Annotated in this window: 15 protein-coding genes and 1 pseudogene; 9 read left to right on the top strand and 7 right to left on the bottom strand. The window is 63.2% G+C overall.

Annotation, left to right across the window (positions count from 1 at the left end; all coding sequences use genetic code 11):
• Positions 1-13: 13 nt before the first annotated feature.
• The 4 genes from IEZ21_RS35600 to IEZ21_RS35585 form a co-directional block, all read right to left on the bottom strand.
• Positions 14-562: a hypothetical protein gene (locus tag IEZ21_RS35600; RefSeq protein WP_189325936.1), complete on the bottom strand. Its 549-nt coding sequence runs from the start codon at positions 560-562 to the stop codon at positions 14-16.
• A 101-nt stretch (positions 563-663) separates the two neighbouring features.
• Positions 664-1,224 carry a hypothetical protein gene (locus tag IEZ21_RS35595; RefSeq protein WP_189325935.1) on the bottom strand — a complete coding sequence of 187 codons (561 nt, stop codon included), beginning with the start codon at positions 1,222-1,224 and terminating at the stop codon, positions 664-666.
• Positions 1,225-1,274: 50 nt separating this feature from the next.
• Positions 1,275-1,793: a hypothetical protein gene (locus IEZ21_RS35590; RefSeq protein ID WP_189325934.1), complete on the bottom strand. Its 519-nt coding sequence runs from the start codon at positions 1,791-1,793 to the stop codon at positions 1,275-1,277.
• A gap of 38 nt (positions 1,794-1,831) precedes the next feature.
• Positions 1,832-2,059, bottom strand: coding sequence for a GntR family transcriptional regulator (locus IEZ21_RS35585; RefSeq protein WP_033309133.1), 228 nt, complete (start codon positions 2,057-2,059; stop codon positions 1,832-1,834).
• Positions 2,060-2,221: 162 nt separating this feature from the next.
• On the opposite strand from IEZ21_RS35585, the gene IEZ21_RS48040 reads away from it, so the two are divergent.
• Positions 2,222-2,518 (top strand): hypothetical protein, encoded by a 297-nt coding sequence (locus tag IEZ21_RS48040; protein ID WP_246568476.1) that lies wholly within the window; start codon positions 2,222-2,224, stop codon positions 2,516-2,518.
• The gene (locus IEZ21_RS35575) at positions 2,515-2,934 is read left to right on the top strand and encodes a hypothetical protein (RefSeq protein WP_189325976.1); all 420 of its coding nucleotides are present in this window, start codon (positions 2,515-2,517) and stop codon (positions 2,932-2,934) included. Before IEZ21_RS48040 ends, IEZ21_RS35575 begins: the two co-directional genes overlap by 4 nt.
• Before the next feature lie 160 nt (positions 2,935-3,094).
• Here the strand turns inward: IEZ21_RS35575 and IEZ21_RS48515 are convergent.
• Positions 3,095-3,388, bottom strand: a pseudogene (locus IEZ21_RS48515) (transposase); the annotation flags it as partial.
• 64 nt (positions 3,389-3,452) lie between these two features.
• On the opposite strand from IEZ21_RS48515, the gene IEZ21_RS35570 reads away from it, so the two are divergent.
• Positions 3,453-4,277 (top strand): hypothetical protein, encoded by an 825-nt coding sequence (locus IEZ21_RS35570; RefSeq protein ID WP_189325933.1) that lies wholly within the window; start codon positions 3,453-3,455, stop codon positions 4,275-4,277.
• Positions 4,278-4,298: 21 nt separating this feature from the next.
• On the opposite strand, the gene IEZ21_RS35565 is transcribed toward IEZ21_RS35570, so the two are convergent.
• Together IEZ21_RS35565 and IEZ21_RS35560 are read right to left on the bottom strand one after the other, a co-directional pair.
• Positions 4,299-4,883, bottom strand: coding sequence for a hypothetical protein (locus IEZ21_RS35565; protein ID WP_246568474.1), 585 nt, complete (start codon positions 4,881-4,883; stop codon positions 4,299-4,301).
• A 51-nt stretch (positions 4,884-4,934) separates the two neighbouring features.
• Positions 4,935-6,326 carry a PE-PGRS family protein gene (locus tag IEZ21_RS35560; protein WP_189325931.1) on the bottom strand — a complete coding sequence of 464 codons (1,392 nt, stop codon included), beginning with the start codon at positions 6,324-6,326 and terminating at the stop codon, positions 4,935-4,937.
• A gap of 595 nt (positions 6,327-6,921) precedes the next feature.
• Between IEZ21_RS35560 and IEZ21_RS35555 the strand changes: the two genes are divergently transcribed.
• From IEZ21_RS35555 to IEZ21_RS35530, 6 genes are all read left to right on the top strand, one after another.
• Positions 6,922-7,572 carry a hypothetical protein gene (locus IEZ21_RS35555; RefSeq protein ID WP_189325930.1) on the top strand — a complete coding sequence of 217 codons (651 nt, stop codon included), beginning with the start codon at positions 6,922-6,924 and terminating at the stop codon, positions 7,570-7,572.
• A 281-nt stretch (positions 7,573-7,853) separates the two neighbouring features.
• Entirely contained in the window at positions 7,854-8,600 is a 747-nt protein-coding gene (locus tag IEZ21_RS35550; protein WP_308429672.1) for a hypothetical protein, read from the top strand.
• Between the two features lie 259 nt (positions 8,601-8,859).
• Positions 8,860-9,297 carry a membrane protein insertion efficiency factor YidD gene (yidD, locus tag IEZ21_RS48960; protein ID WP_373302349.1) on the top strand — a complete coding sequence of 146 codons (438 nt, stop codon included), beginning with the start codon at positions 8,860-8,862 and terminating at the stop codon, positions 9,295-9,297.
• Between the two features lie 685 nt (positions 9,298-9,982).
• Positions 9,983-11,191 carry a hypothetical protein gene (locus IEZ21_RS35540; protein ID WP_189325928.1) on the top strand — a complete coding sequence of 403 codons (1,209 nt, stop codon included), beginning with the start codon at positions 9,983-9,985 and terminating at the stop codon, positions 11,189-11,191.
• Between the two features lie 70 nt (positions 11,192-11,261).
• Positions 11,262-12,086 carry a hypothetical protein gene (locus IEZ21_RS35535; RefSeq protein WP_189325927.1) on the top strand — a complete coding sequence of 275 codons (825 nt, stop codon included), beginning with the start codon at positions 11,262-11,264 and terminating at the stop codon, positions 12,084-12,086.
• Between the two features lie 423 nt (positions 12,087-12,509).
• On the top strand, positions 12,510-12,770 hold the full coding sequence (locus IEZ21_RS35530; protein ID WP_189325926.1) for a WXG100 family type VII secretion target: 261 nt from the start codon (positions 12,510-12,512) through the stop codon (positions 12,768-12,770).
• The last annotated feature ends 29 nt before the right edge of the window (positions 12,771-12,799 follow it).

The raw sequence follows: 12,799 nt of genomic DNA, 5'->3' as shown, positions 1-12,799 counted from the left end.
GGCAGGGCCAGCCTCAGGCAGAGCTGGACCCGCCCTGACCTCGCGAGCCGACGCGCAGCCGTGCCATGCCCCCCAGCCCGAACCGTCCCCAAGGGATCAGCATCAGAGGTGCCCAGCTGAAGCCGACGAAGGGAACGCTGAACAGCGAGACGACCCTCTCGGGAAGGATCCAGCCGAGCTGAGCGGGAAGCAGCGAAACGACAGCCAGGTAGGCGCCGATCACCACAACGCCGAGAGCCTTGAGCAGCGCCTCGCCCGGCCCGAGCCTGGGCTTCTCCTTGGTCCCCCGGACCGCCGCGAGGAGGAGCAGAGGCAGCATCAACCCCATCAGGCTCCCCATGCCGACGCCCCCGATGATCACGGCGACCCGTCCGTCATCAGGAACCGCTGACGACAAGAAGGAGTCGTCGGCCAAGCCATGGGTGAGGACCGCGCCCGCATAGCCGCCGAGCATTATGGTCGCCAGGACCAGCACCGCCCCCGTACCGAATGCGATGTTCCCTGCCAGCGAGTGCCCACGGCCCTGCGCCCGGGGCTTGCCACCCCTTGATCCAACAGACATGGACTCCCCGCCTCCTCACCAGGCCCGGTGAGGATAGCCGTCCCTTTCGGCTACGCGCAGTCGCCCGGCGCCTCGCCCGAGATCCGAGCGACAGCAACACGTCACCCCCGACGAGCGGCCGCCCGGCTCTTCCCCTTGCCTTTCTTACGGAGCTTCCGCATACGCTCTCGCTCCCTGAGCCGGCGTTCCTCGGCTCGCGCGGCACGCCATCGGTGGACGAGCCATCCGACCACGCCCGAGGTGATGGCGTACGAGAGGAACGCGCTGCCCGTGCCTGGGATGTACTCGCAACTCGGCCCGGACCCACAGCGTTTGCCGGGAATGAAGGCACTCAGCATGTACATCCCGGAGCAGTACGCCGCCCCCCAGCAGAGCCCGGCCCCCGCGATACGGAACCCACGCCTCGCCCCCGCCACCCCTGGGACCGAGAAGCCGGGCGCGAGCAGCGCCCCACCAAGGCAGCCGAAAACGGTCACCAGCCCGAAACCGCCTCCAACAGCCCAAGGCCCACCGGGCCAGCCCATCAGAGTCGGTGCCGAGTCGCGCACGAGCCACTTCAAAGTGCCGAGCCCGAATACGAGAACAACCCCGGCAGTCATCAGGACGATCACGACCCCGACAATCCCGGCACCGAACCGGACTCGCTCGTCGCGCCAGAGCATTGCGTTCCTTTCACTCTCGGGTGGGGTCAGGCCGTTCGCCGCGGAATGCTTCAGCCGATGGGTCCCCAGTCGCGACGCGGCCTCGGCGGCTCGGTCGTCCGAGCGGACGCGGCGGAGGCGCCATCGGCCCCGTTCCTGGAGGCACGACCCAACGGCACCAGCACTACGAGCCCCAGAAGGCCGGGCACCGCGAACAGCACGCCGATCCCCACCCCGAACCACCCACTGCTGTCGCCTCGGCTCAAATCCCGGACGCCCGAGACAACCAAGGCCACGCCAATGATCAACGGAGGCGGCGCCCAGGGCCACGGGTCGGGCTGAGGAACCGGCTCGGGTCGCCGCCCTTCGGAGAAAGCCGCGTACCAATAACGAGCACTCCACCAGGCGAGCAGGTACGCCGACACTGCTGCGGCCCCGAAGCCGACGATGGCCGGCACGTCACCACCGGTCCCTCGGAACGTGGTGAAGGTCAGCCCCACCCCGAGCATGAGCATGATGATGCACAGCATGACGCCCTTGGCGAGACGGGATCGACGGCTGCCGTCGAGAGCGTTGGAGGGTATGTACACGGGGGCACCTTACGAGGGCGCTGACTGGGCGCGGAAGATCACCGCTCGGCGACGAAGGAGCCCATGCCTCGCGTGGTGACGATCAGCCCCTCTTCCCGCAGTGCAGCGGTGGCCTTGCGGACAGTCTCGCGCGCAACCCCGAATTCCTGCTCCAGCTTCACCTCGGAGATCAGTCCGCGCACGGGGTACTCGCCGCTGGCGATCCGCTGCCGGACCACCTCGGCGATCTGCTGCCACTTAGGCCTTGTTGGATCAAATTCGAACACAGGTGAACTGTACGTACCGCCTTGCAGGAATTCATAGAGACCTTTCTCCCTAGTTATGGGTAGACAACCCCCTGCAAGAGCCCATACGGTTCTGATGACAGACCCCGGCGACGGAGGCAAGCCGTCCCGGGGCGCGGCCGAACGCTTCGAAGGAGCGCCGACATGCTGGACCTTACTCTCCGAGTCCTGGCCTGGATGCTGAGCATCTGCACCCCACGCCCTCGAGGCCGGCACCGCCTCGGGGATGCACCGCCCCTGCGGTTCATCCCGATCCCGCCACCCCGCTTCACCGGACTCTTCGACGGCGGTACGTCCCGTCTCGTACGCCCCTACGTCCTGGACCCCGCCGAGCACCGCCGCCAGCGCGAACGCCGCCGCGCTCTGTACTTGGCAACCCTGGGCATCGACACCGGCCCCACTCACATCCACGGCATCCGCGTACCGGCGGCCACCCGATGACCCGCCCCGCCGTACGGATGTGCGCCCGCTGCCACCGCACCACAAACACCCCGGTCCTGGTCCACGAAGTGCACGCGGCAACAGGCCCCGGCTTCAATGTCTACGCGTGCACCGACTGCGCCGACCACTACCCACCCCTGACCGACCCACTGGAACTCCCCGAAACCCCTCCCCGACGCTCCCGCCTCACCCTCCGCGTCTACAAGCTCAACGCCCAGGGCACCATGACCGAGGACCGAGGCACAGTCGAAGTCCTGGCCGGTGGCCGAGTGGACCCAGTGCCGCGCACGTCGGCATTCCCACCGTGCGAATGCCCTCGCTGCCGTACGGGAGAACACAGCACGACTCAGGGGGACCTGCTGAAGAACGAACTCCGAGCCCAACCCGAGTCCCCCATCGAGGAGTTCCAGATCTGAACGGCCACCTCACGCCACTACGGAACCCTCGTCGCGCAAGCAACGCCTGAATCCCGGCAAATAGAGCCCCGCACCCGGCCCCGAACGCACATCCCGCGCTCGGGGCCCTCGCGCGTCCAGACACAATCGGGCCACAAGCACCCTTGACTTGCCCCGTGCGGGGCTGCCCGCCGCGCGGAGTGGAGCGGCGCGGTCCGGCGTCACGGAGCATGACCCGGTCCGAACACAGGCGGCCGACCAGCTCGACGGGCAGGTCTGCCAGGACGTAGGCGAGGGCGGGTGACGTCGTAGCCGGTGTCCATGACGATGAGAATGCGGAGTCTCCCGGGCGCCACTGCCCCGCTCTCACGAGCCAACTGACGACCTCGCGGAGTTGGCTGGCAGTCACCGCGGTCGCGTCGTCCGCCGGGCTGAGCCGGATCGCGTCCAGCAGTGCTGGCGCACCTGGCCGCACCCGTCCCAGGCTGCCACGACCCTCGGGTTAGCCTCATGCCACCCAATCTGCGGAGGATGTGCTCATGCCCGCGTACGACAGCTCAAGGTCCCGTCTGCGTCTGGCCGACCGCCACGTCCGGGTGCTCGCCCGTCTCGCCACGGGGGAGACTCCGAGCCCGGACCTCTTCCCGTCCCTCGGAGAGTTGCAGGAACTGGGTCTAGTTGGTCAGGAGGGGCAACTCTCACCGCTGTTGCGTGAGTTGGTGGAGGCGCTGGACGCCCCCGTCCTCATCATCAGCGTCGAGATCACCGGCGAGCCAGGCCCTGTACACCACGGCATCATCGTCGGCCAGAACACGGTGATCGCGCACGAAGGATGGCCGGGCGAGGAGGAGTCGGAGTACATCCCGGTCGAACCGAGCACGCTCGTCTTCGAACTTGCCCGCATGGTCCATCTGCGGCGTCGCGATGCCGACGAGCAGCCGGCGACGCCCCGCGTCGAATCGACCATGAAGGCGCTGGATGCCGCCTTCACCGTGCTGTCCGCCCCATCCGGAGAACCCGAGGAGGACCGGGCCGCGATTCACAAGGAGCTGGCAGACGCCGGCACCTCAGGGGAGATGGCGGCCACCCTGACGGAGCTGGTCCTGGCCCTGAACGCGTACTGGCGTGTCACCGTCGCCTGGGACGGACAGCACGACGGCGAGCATGCGCCGATGCTTCGCAGCCTGGCGGTCTGGGACTGCGGTCCCCGGGGTTACTGGATCCGTGAGCAGCCGGAGGAGCCAATCCTCCCCGGCCAGGTCACCGCGGAAAGCCCCCTGCACCTGGTTCGCTCGGGAGCCGGGGAGATCTGGCGGAAGCTGACCGACCTGCTGCCGGAGAAGAAGGAGCTGGGCCCGCGCTGAACGGGGCTTGGGGGATGCCCGCTACTCCGCCCGATCCGAGAAGTGCTGCATCAGGGCGAAGGGTGACGACAGTGCGGCGCCGCTCAGAGTGAGGACGTCGGTGTCTACCTCCTGCAGCACGATGGCAATGGCGAGGTCGACGGCATCCACCGGGCCGGTGGCTGTACCCGCGCTGGCGATGTCGGCCGGCGGAATTTGCCGGCCGAGTTCGATCGAGACGCGGACTCCCTCTCTCTCCAGAACATTCGCCTTGCCCAGGCCCTCCGAGGAGTAGACGTACTCCCGGCCGTCGTACGCGATGCGCAGCGCCCGGTCCCCCTTTTTCAAGGCCCGGGCGTTGAAGCGCAGCTCCGCGGCCCGTCCGTCAAGGGTGAGTTCGGCCTTGAACAGCGAAGGCTGTCCCGACCTGCGCTTCCCGCGGAAGGTCGTCTCCGGGAAGGCGGGGCCGCTCAGCCGAGCAGTGTCCATTCCCTTTTCGAGTGGCCGGTAGAGCGGGCAGCGCTCCACGATGACGGGGCCGAAGTGCCCCACATTCCCCTCAAGCCCAGCCTTGGGCGTCTCCCCCTTCTTTGGTTTGGTTCTGTACGGCAACAGCTCGAACGTCAAGGACTCACTACTCGTTCCCATGGTGACAAGTGCTCTCATCTCTTGCGATTGCTAATCGAACGGGTTGAGTGCGCTGCCCAACTCCTTGGCACCGTCGGCGATGTCATTCCCGATGTCGCTTGCCTTGTCGCCCACCCAGTCGGCTGCCTTGTCGGCGCCTTCCGTGATGTCGTCCCAGTGCTCGACGACCTTCAGTCCTCCGTAGACGATGCCGGTCCCTACCGCGAGACCGATCGTGACCGGATTGGGTGCGACCATCGCCATGGTCAGGGAGGCGTTGAACCCGGCCTCCGCATAGTTGGCCAGGTAGCCGGCCTTGCTCTTCTCCCACTCCTTCGCGTGGTCCATGGTGGCGATGTTGGCTATGGAGAAGGCCGTCGCGCCCGCCGACCCGACGATGCCGGCCCCGCGCCACAGCCCCGCGGTCTTCGCCGCCGCTTTGAACCCACCGGCCTTCCCGACCTTCAGCAGGCTGGCGTTTCCCGCGCGGATGACTGGCTGCCCGGAGTGTGTCAGCCCGCCGTACCTGCGGGCCAGATCGTCCGATCCGGCAAAGAAGTTGATGGCCTGATTGGGAGTGAAGCCCAGCAGTTTGGCATTCATGAAGCCGCGTCGGCGCAGCGCGTCCAACCCGCCACCCCAACGGTCACCCAGGAAACCGGAACTCAAGGGCACATTGGCAACCCTTTGATACGTCTGGCTCCGGGAGGCCATGTTGCCGAGCTGCCCGGGAAGCCAGGCACCGGGGGCGGTCAACGAGCGTATCGGCGGGTTGTAGTTTCCCAGCTTCGTGCCCGCCCAACGCAGGATGGGGTTACTGCCGGCCGCGGTCCACCGTGCCGCGAGGGCGTCCTTCATCGGCCCGAGCTTGCCGGTCTTCACTGCGTTGCCCAAGAGCACCTTGGTTCCCGCGAAGCCGCTCGCCGTGACAACCTGGGCTGCGGCCGCGACGTTGAACGCGTCGGCGCCGAATTTGATCATCTCGGTGAGGGACTCTTCGTGCGGCTCCAGACCAGGGATCTTCGAGAGCGCATGCGCCTCGAGCCGTGCGACCCAGTCGCCGAGCTTCTCCCCCGGCTGTCGCGTCAGGTCCTTCGCGTTCGGATCGTCGCTCGCTGCCACCGAATTGGCCAGCAGCAGCGTCTCCGGCCTGATCCCCTCGCCCTTGTACTTCTCCAGGTCCTTCGTCGTGAACCCCGCCCACAGCAGCCCGGCCATCGGGTCGCCGTTCTCGAGGCGCAGGAGGGTGGCGCGCTTACGCAGATCCTGAGCCTCGCTGCGAGTCCAGGACCTCATCGGCTTCAGGGCCGCCAGATGCCCACTCACCTCCAACTGGGCAGCTCGGGTGAAGGCCTCGTCAAGGCGGTCCTCCACGCCACCGCGCCCGTCCAGGAGTTTCGCCAAATGCTCCAGGTCCTCCGGATTTGCCGCCCGAAACGACATTCCTGCCCCTGTCCCTCAATAGCCGGCTTTGCCTTCGCGCTAGCGACTCAGAATAAGCCGCCAGGGTAGACAGCGGCTGCCGCGGGAGCATCGAACCGAGTCGGCCACGCTCCACAGTTGGCGCCGTCCACTATCCCGAACAGGTGCGAACAGCCCCCGCAACGACGAGGATTCCGCACGATCGCAGTGATCGCCGGGATCTCGTCAACCAAGCCTGAGCTGACTCGGGAACGTTCCTCTTTGGACCCAACGACAACTTACGGTGCCCTGATGGAGAACGAACCCTGGGCACTCGCCGGGGTCCCCCATCGAGGAGTTCCAGGACTGAACGACCGCTTCACGCCACGACGGAACCCTCGTCGCGCAAGCAACGCCTGAATCCCGGCAAATAGAGCCCCGCACCCGGCCCCGAACGCACATCCCGCGCTCGGGGCCCTCGCGTGTCCAGACACAATCGGGCCACAAGCGCCCTTGACTTGCCCCGGTTTCTTCCCATCTGCCCAGCCATGCAAGGAAGTTCACTGTGGCGAAACCGTCCGCCCCACGGATACCGTCATTGCTCTTGACTGAACCTATGTCTCACGGGGAGTCCACAGTGAAGCGCCGCCCTTTGCCCGTTGCTGCCGCGCTCGCCGCAACCGCAGCCCTACTGCTCACGGCCTGCGGGAGCGGAGACGACAGCTCGAAGGACAACGACAAGATCGCGGGTGCCGATACCGGCGACACGGAGACATCGGCTTCGCCCGACGCAACGGACGCGGCCAGCCGCCCCCGGGTCACCTTGCCGGACGACCTCAGCGACAACTTCGAAAGCTGGAAGACCGGCGACACGACTCAGGACGCCGTCCTCGCGGATGTCGCACGGAGGGTCGACGCGACGAACTACGCCATCACTGAAGGAAACGCCAAGCTGCCCGCCCTCAGCTTCTACTACAGCGGCACCGCCCTGGCTGACGCCAGGGACTGGGTCGAGTCAATCGTGAAGGAGGGCTACTCGATCACGGGCACAAACCGCTACTACAACCCCAAGGTTGACGTCTTCGACTCCTCATCCGCAGGAGTCGTGTACTGCGAGGACCAATCCAAGGCCTACGCGAAGGACCGCAAGTCGAACAAGGTTCACAAGACGGCTGTGACCAGCAATTCCTACGTCCTTTACACAGCACGACTCGAGAAGGACAAGCAGGGCGTCTGGCAGACAACGAAGCTCACTTCGCAGAGGGGACACAAGTCGTGCACGCCGTAGTTGCCCGCAGTCGATTCGTCGTGGTTGGCGTTCTCTCGGGAGCACTCGCCCTGGCACCGGGAACCGCCTTCGCGGACTGGCCACCAAGCTCGGGTACACAGGGCAATACCAAGCAGACAGCGAGTGCCGACGCGGGCACCTTGGTCTCGAAAGTCACGTATTCCGGCTCCGTACGCTCCAGCGGCAGCACGAGCGCCATTCAACCGGTAGGCGACTGGACCCCACCCGCATGCTGGTACGAGCCTCGTTCGGTCGCGGAGTTCGAGAAGTACGTCGAGACGATGTATCAGGAGACGATCGACACCCCCGGCCAGGCTAGCTACGCCAAGGCCGCAGTCGGCCAGTTCCGAGAGGTCTACAAAGACGGCGAGTACAAGGATTACAACGAGGACGAGGCTGACAACGGAAAATGGTGGGTCGCTGTCCGAAACCCTGACCGCGAAGACGACCCCGCCAGCTGGGAATGCGACAAGCAGCCGTTCTGGGTCGAGAACAACGACGATCCCGGCGTCGACCAAGCAGTCACGCCAGAAGTGCTCGCCGAAGCCGCCTACAACGCGATTCAGCTCCCGGACACCAAGGTCACCCTCGCCCCCGAGGACACCACCAAGGTCAACCTCCCCACCTGGGCCTGGCTCGACAAAGCCCAGTTCAAGGAGGTAGCGGTGACCGCTGCCCTCAACGTCGCCGGCCTCAACATCCAGGCGACCACCACCGCCAAGCCGGTCTCCCTCAGGCTGGAACCGGGCACCGAGGACGCCGAGACGTACCCCGCCTCCGGCGAATGCGCGATCAACGACGACGGATCGATCGGTGAGCCGTACGCCAAGGGCAAGGCCGACCAAACACCTCCCTGCGGCCTCAAGTACCTCCGCTCCTCCGGCGACGGCAGTTTCAACCTCCAGGCGACGGTCACGTGGGAAGTCACCTGGGCCGGCACCGGCGGCGCGGGCGGAGACCTTCCCAACGGCGAGTTCGGCAACGACCAGGCCGTCATCGTCCAGGAGATCCAGTCCGTCAACCGCTGAGTTTCCCAGCTCAGGACGCCGTTGAGCCCTCACGTCCACGCAAATACTCGTGCGCTGACGTGAGGACACCGGGTGGACCCATCCCGTTGCTGGCGTCATCCTTCACTGAACACCATCCACCCGCGGAGGGGTCAGCGAGCCGAGATGCGAACCCAGCCAGCATCGCGCTGATCGTGACCCAGTCCTGTTGATCATGACATGCAACCTGAAGGCGAACCTCGGGTCGGCCGACTACTAACCGTGAAACAGAGGAAGCGTCATGTCGAACACTCGAAAGACAAAAAAGCCTGACAGGCAGAAAAGAGCCGCCACCCAAGACAGTTGGTGGGAGGGTCTGCTCGACACGTGCACCTGTTGCAGTCGGTTCTGCCCTGCCGCATGGCTGATCGTGCTCTGCACGATCCTCACACGGCCCGCCGCACGCATGTCGGCTGGAGTAGGGGATGACCCGGCAGCGCCGCGACCAACAGGATGGCTGGCCACGAAGATGTACGTGGCAGTCCGTTTCTATCGTGCGTCGATCAGTCCGACCCAACCGGCCCGATGCCCATACAAGCCATCGTGTTCGACCTACGCAGTTCAGGCTCTGCATCGGCATGGGGCATTTCGCGGAGGATGGCTGATAATGGCCCGCTTGCTGCGTTGCCGCCCTGCCGCAGCTCGTCGGCGAGGATTCCGCGATGCCGTCCCGAGTTAGCTGATCGCTTAACTACCAATCAGCGCCAAGAACACTCCCAACCGTCCTCCAGAATCCTGAGATGAAAGATATGTACGTCGAAAAGCTGCCCAAGGTCTGGTCGATCGCATGCATCACTACGTACCTCGCGGTCGTCTCGTACCTGGGATTCAAATCAATACCCGAAGATACAGGACCATGGTTGGCAGTATCCGGCCTTTTCCTCCTGCTCCTTGCCCCCTGCCTGGGCATTCCGGTTTCGAAGTATATATTCCATCGAATCCGAATTGAAAATGGAGTCCTGCGAGTCGGCAGGGAAAAAATCCCACTGACTGACCTAGACTCGGCGTCCGTTCAAGCCGCCCACCAAGCAGAAATTCCCAGTCCCACGCAGCGCCTCCAATCATCTCTTCAAAACATTGACGCTCCTCTTCCAGGGCTTCGAGCAGGATCTCAGAGACAAGAACGGCTCGTAGGCGGCGCTTGGGGAGTTCCAATGGGCATGGATTCCGTTGTTATCGCCACCCGCAAAGGCGAGAAACTTTGTATCGCCACCCGAGATCGCGCAGCTTTTCTAACTGCACTTCTTACCGCAGTAAGAAATCAGCCTACGCAGGGCAAGTGATATATGCCCTGATCTTAGGCGCTAAGAAAGTTCGCCAGGATCGAGCCTTTAGGGCATTTTGAGGAATGAAGGAGTTGACCAATGGGCGATGAGAAAAATCGTGTCATAAACCCACAGGATCTAGAACACCTCGCCAAGCTCCTGGACGGTCGAGGAGGTCTCGAAGACAAGATTGCAGAAGCCTTCACCCGGGCTTCCACACTCGGCGTATCTGGGAAACTCGGACCCATCAAGCCGATGCGCACATGGGTTGCCACGACAGCACCTGACATGAGGCGTCGAGCCAGCCTCATCAGAGCAGCCTCTGGAGACCCATTTGGCGGTCTGATGTGGGCAGGTTTCTCATCCGAGGAGCTTAAAGGGAAGAAGATCCCTCCAGAAACACTCCTCGTCGCCAATGCTGCAGTAACTGACGGAGGCGATACGGGCTGGCTAGATCGTAAGGATGGTGAAAGCCTCGACGACTGGATCGTGCGCATCCAAGGGGATGCGGTGGGTAAAATAGCCGGGAATCCAGAGTTCGGTAAGGCCGTATCCGGGTACATTGAGGGAACAGCCAACCTCGCCGCCTTCTTCACTTCTGCAGGCGTTGGCGTCATGGGAACAATCAAGATAGCAAAATACTTGAAGAATTCAAAGATTCCCAATATTCCAATCTCTGAAAAAGCTCTACACTCTCCTGGAACTTTCGCCTCCAAGCTAGTCAACAATAATTGGTACAGACTGAGCAGCGTTCCCCGCGTAGGCAGCTATTTCAGTAGCGCGCCCCCCGGACTGGTAACCGCCCTAACGGGTTCAGATGAAGCTGCCATGCTTGGTGGTCACATGAAGAACGGCACGTTTTTCATGCCCTCCGCTTCACAGGCGAACCTGCTCACGGTCGCAAAGAATGGAGGAATTGGTTCTGCTGCAAGGGCGGCTGGGTGGATGCGAGGCGCAGGGGTTGTCGGTTCTGCAGCCGCCACTGCTTGGGGAGTAGCAAACCTTGCTACAACAGATCCAGTCGCCGCAATTAAGAAGGACCCGGCCGGATATGCTTCGGACGTCGCTGGCACAGCATTCAACGGCTCTCTCACGCTAGCATTGATTGCGCCAAGCCCTGTAACCTGGGGGATTGCCGCAGGAACTGGACTCGTTTATGCAGGAACCTTGATATGGGACAACGCAGACAAGATCGCAGCCGGAGCTTCAACAGCAAAGGAATGGGTCGGCAACGCGGCAGAGAAGACCGGAGAAGCGATTTCTGATGGAGCAAAAGAAGTCGGGAACTTTCTGAATCCATTCGACTGACCAAATTGACCCAAACGGCGAAATTCGCCTATCGCAGAGTTAAGATTAATTCTCTCTGGAAGGAGCACGCATGCCCTCATACGACAGTTCCCGTGGAAGGTTTCGACTTTCGGGAAAACATCTGGCGGTTCTCGGTTACATGACCGACGGAGAGCAAGTAGCCACTGACCTTATGACCCCTCAACAAGGGCTCATCGAGAGCGGATTGATAGACAGCGACGGAAACATCTCTATTTTGCTGGCACCTCTAATTAGCGCTTTGACCGATCCAACGGTCACGATTACAGTCGAATCCCTAGGTGAATTTGGACGATTGCATCACGGCCTCGTCATCGGAGATGGTTTCGCCTTCTCTCATGAATCCTGGCCCGGCGAAGAAGAGGTTGAGTACGTCCAGCTTGAACCCATTATGCTGGTGTGGGCTCTCGCTCGTATGGTGAACCTCCAGCCTTCCGACCTCCCCCAAGGGGAAATCAATGCCATAGATTCGAAAATGTCCGTCTTGGACGCAGGGCTAGCCACCTTGAATAGTTCACCCAATTTTGAAGCTGATTCCGCAACTCAGAAGATCCGCGAAGAACTCTCTGCGCAAGGCCTGCTGGAACCCGAACTCTCAACGCTCTCCGCTTTGCTCGCCGAACTGCGCTCCAGTTGGCGAATGATTGCCACTTGGCAAGGGGAGGACGAGGGAAGGGCAGGCCTGAAGTCTCGAGGCTTCGCCATCTGGGACTGCGGCCCTCTCGGATATTGGCATCGAGAGTTGCCCGCTGAACCCATCTTGCATGGCCAGATTTCCCCAGAGAGCCCGCTCCGGCTCGTCCGTGTCGAGGCAAAGCAGGTGTGGGAGATGATCACGAATGTTTTCCCTGGAAGCGGTGAATTCGCAACTCCGTAACACGCCCTTCAGGGAAGCCCACGGGCTTCGAAGCGTCGCGGATCACCTCGCGTGAACAGATGCAGGGCGAGCACGCCTTGCCTGCTACCGATCCGCTGCCCTGCCCGACAAATCGCGGGACCGAAGCTTCGGCTCCGTCACACGGGCAAGGCAAACCTTCCGGTCTACTCTCGCGGCCGCGGATTGTACGGCTCTGCTCTCGAGTCTCCAACCATGCACCCCCAGTTCAGAATTCGGATTTCCGGCAGATTTCGCCACGAATGACCTCCTGCCGGGATCACGGCACGAGCGGGCCTTAGACACCGTGAACAGCCCCTGAGTACTCTCGTGCCTCAGGCTCCACTGCGCGTTGAGGTGACGCGCATCCCTCAATCCCACTCGTGAACCAGCACATCACGCCACTACAACGGGGAGGTAATCAGGGTGGCCAATCCTGAGATCGAGGAGCTGTCCAAGCGAGCTTCACAGTTGCGTAGCCTTGCGGATCACATCGCCAGCCTTGCTGACGCCCCTCGCACCTTCTCCACCACGACCATGAAGAACTGGTCCGGACCTCACGCTGACCACGTGCGTGGAGAGCTGAAGACATGGCGCACCAAGTGCGACAACGTCGCTGAGGCGCTTCAGGAGGAAGCTCGGACGTGCGACAAGTCCGTCAAGGACCTCAAGAACCCGAAGCCCTGATGGTCCACGGTGGGCCGGGAGGAAGACGA

The organism is Streptomyces flaveus, from assembly GCF_014647675.1.
GTDB lineage: Bacteria > Actinomycetota > Actinomycetes > Streptomycetales > Streptomycetaceae > Streptomyces > Streptomyces flaveus.
The sequence above is the reverse complement of the archived record's forward strand: the minus strand, read 5'-3'. Positions and strand labels throughout refer to the sequence as shown.

What these genes read in the sequence shown, in the direction of transcription:
- IEZ21_RS35540 (WP_189325928.1), top strand. Translation starts at nt 9,983, where the DNA reads ATGGGCGATGAGAAAAATCGTGTCATAAACCCACAGGATCTAGAACAC.
- yidD (WP_373302349.1), top strand. Translation starts at nt 8,860, where the DNA reads ATGTCGAACACTCGAAAGACAAAAAAGCCTGACAGGCAGAAAAGAGCC.
- IEZ21_RS35535 (WP_189325927.1), top strand. Translation starts at nt 11,262, where the DNA reads ATGCCCTCATACGACAGTTCCCGTGGAAGGTTTCGACTTTCGGGAAAA.
- IEZ21_RS35575 (WP_189325976.1), top strand. Translation starts at nt 2,515, where the DNA reads ATGACCCGCCCCGCCGTACGGATGTGCGCCCGCTGCCACCGCACCACA.
- IEZ21_RS35550 (WP_308429672.1), top strand. Translation starts at nt 7,854, where the DNA reads ATGTATCAGGAGACGATCGACACCCCCGGCCAGGCTAGCTACGCCAAG.
- IEZ21_RS35600 (WP_189325936.1), bottom strand. Translation starts at nt 562, where the DNA reads ATGTCTGTTGGATCAAGGGGTGGCAAGCCCCGGGCGCAGGGCCGTGGG.
- IEZ21_RS48040 (WP_246568476.1), top strand. Translation starts at nt 2,222, where the DNA reads ATGCTGGACCTTACTCTCCGAGTCCTGGCCTGGATGCTGAGCATCTGC.
- IEZ21_RS35595 (WP_189325935.1), bottom strand. Translation starts at nt 1,224, where the DNA reads ATGCTCTGGCGCGACGAGCGAGTCCGGTTCGGTGCCGGGATTGTCGGG.
- IEZ21_RS35560 (WP_189325931.1), bottom strand. Translation starts at nt 6,326, where the DNA reads ATGTCGTTTCGGGCGGCAAATCCGGAGGACCTGGAGCATTTGGCGAAA.
- IEZ21_RS35570 (WP_189325933.1), top strand. Translation starts at nt 3,453, where the DNA reads ATGCCCGCGTACGACAGCTCAAGGTCCCGTCTGCGTCTGGCCGACCGC.